Origin of the sequence: Gilliamella bombi (genome assembly GCF_900103255.1) — a bacterium.
In the GTDB taxonomy this organism is placed as follows: Bacteria; Pseudomonadota; Gammaproteobacteria; order Enterobacterales; family Orbaceae; genus Gilliamella; species Gilliamella bombi.
In genome coordinates this window covers 1-2,245 of record NZ_FMWS01000049.1, presented here as the reverse complement: position 1 = coordinate 2,245, position 2,245 = coordinate 1, and the positions used below count along the sequence as shown (strand labels likewise).

3 protein-coding genes are annotated in these 2,245 nt (G+C 33.1%); all 3 read right to left on the bottom strand.

From position 1 onward, the window contains the following. Nucleotides 1-84 precede the first annotated feature (84 nt). The 3 genes from B9N71_RS09400 to B9N71_RS09390 are packed head-to-tail and all read right to left on the bottom strand — an operon-like array spanning nt 85 to nt 2,191. Nucleotides 85-969 carry a putative type VI secretion system effector gene (locus B9N71_RS09400; protein WP_085165734.1) on the bottom strand — a complete coding sequence of 295 codons (885 nt, stop codon included), beginning with the start codon at nt 967-969 and terminating at the stop codon, nt 85-87. A 30-nt stretch (nt 970-999) separates the two neighbouring features. Further along, a complete protein-coding gene (locus B9N71_RS09395; RefSeq protein WP_065638050.1) occupies nt 1,000-1,884 on the bottom strand; it encodes a putative type VI secretion system effector in 885 nt (294 codons plus the stop codon). Between the two features lie 13 nt (nt 1,885-1,897). Continuing rightward, on the bottom strand, nt 1,898-2,191 hold the full coding sequence (locus B9N71_RS09390) for a hypothetical protein (RefSeq protein WP_143422106.1): 294 nt from the start codon (nt 2,189-2,191) through the stop codon (nt 1,898-1,900). Nucleotides 2,192-2,245: the final 54 nt, after the last annotated feature.

Here is a 2,245-nt window from a genome sequence, read left to right as displayed (position 1 = left end):
TTGATAAAGACTGACCATTTGATTTTGAATTTTATAAAACGATTTTAGGGTCATATTAGTACGCTATTTTTCTTATTCGTTTTTTTAATAATAAAAAAGATTATTATCATCCACTTTTATTTTATAGCTAATATTAGGCTTTTTATCATTTACGTTATATTTTCCTTGAAACTTTAATTTCCAACATTTTCTATTGGTGAATTTTCTTAAATCAAGTCTTGATATCTTTTTTAAGTTTAAAGCCTTAAATGTTTGCTCAGCAATTTTGACTTTGGTTTTAAAGCTGTCTTTTATAGCTATAAACAAACCTATAATACCGAAAACACCCAAAACAATTCCATAATCACGAATATTTTCGACAAATCTTGTATCTAAAGATAATATTGCATCTAAACCATAAGAATAGATATCTAGACAAGTAAAAAATAATAATGCAAAAAATATCATTATGACGGTACGTGGAAGGCAATATCTAATATAAGCCCAACGCCCTCGAAAACAGTTAGGGCAAACACAAATAATCCGTTCATCGGGTTTGGCTATGGCATAAAGTTCGTAATGATCATGTTGCCATTCAGCGACCACAATCACTTCATCACCTGGTTGAAATGGACAATCTCCAACCCAACCACGATAAATCTCTTTTTCAATTTGTACATTGACAAAATTGGCATTACGCAAAACTGGTTTAGTTTCTGCCATACTAGTTAAACCAACTTGGCCCCGTAATGTGCCTATAATTGCGCCAATTTGTGCTGCTCGATTAGTTCGTTTCATTGATTCTTGCATATTTTGGTACGATTCAACTTCAAACGCTTGTTGTTGCATTTGTAAATCAATGTATTTTATTGTGCCGCGAATACAAGTAAACTCATCGCCCAAGCAGGGTAAAACCGGTGGCGTGGCATGATGTCGCCAAGATTTGTCGACCATTTGATTTTGAATTTTATAAAACGATTTTAGGGTCATATTAGTACGCCATTTTTCTTATTCATTTTTTTAATAATAAAAAAGATTATTATCATCCACTTTTATTTTATAGCTAATATTAGGCTTTTTATCATTTACGTTATATTTTCCTTGAAACTTTAATTTCCAACATTTTCTATTGGTGAATTTTCTTAAATCAAGTCTTGATATCTTTTTTAAGTTTAAAGCCTTAAATATTTGCTCAGCAATTTTGACTTTGGTTTTAAAGCTGTCTTTTAAAGCAATAATAAAACCAATAACAGCAAAAGTACCAAAAGCCATTGCAGCACCTGAAATGTTATTTAAATAACTATTACTTAAAGTAACAACTTTATCTAAACCATGGTAATATATATAGATGCCCGTCACGACTAATAGTGCAATTATCAAAGTCATAATAGTACATTTAAGGCAAAATACAGAATAAGCCCAACGCCCTCGAAAACAGTTAGGGCAAACACAAATAATCCGTTCATCGGGTTTGGCTATGGCATAGAGTTCGTAATGGTCATGTTGCCATTCAGCGACCACAATCACTTCATCACCTGGTTGAAATGGACAATCTCCAACCCAACCACGATAAATCTCTTTTTCAATTTGTACATTGACAAAATTGGCATTACGCAAAACTGGTTCAGTTTCTGGCATACTAGTTAAACCAACTTGGCCCCGTAATGTGCCTATAATTGCGCCAATTTGTGCTGCTCGATTAGTTCGTTTCATTGATTCTTGCATATTTTGGTACGATTCAACTTCAAACGCTTGTTGTTGCATTTGTAGATCAATGTATTTTATTGTGCCACGAATACAAGTAAACTCATCGCCCAAGCACGGTAAAACCGGTGGCGTGGCATGATGTCGCCAAGATTTGTCGACCATTTGATTTTGAATTTTATAAAATGATTTTAGGGTCATATATTTATCGCTCTTAATTTAGTGAATAAGGAGTATTTAATTGGGATTGTGAATTATTTTCGGGATCAATGCCTAAAATATCATTAAACGAAAAATCGGAAAAGATTGAGCTATCCCAACCAATATAAGTTAAAAAGCTATCGGTGGCGTGTTCAACTTTTTCTTGATTTTCTTCTATTTTCATTAGTTTTTTAAAGGCTGTTAATTCTGCGTCAAAATTTGGGGATATATTACGATCATATTGAGTGCCAAAACGGGTAGCTCTAATCCATTTTTGGATATCGTCATCAACAATTAATGTCCACACAAAATCCACCACCATTAAAATTAATTGCACCCACTGGATCGGCTACACTAATTA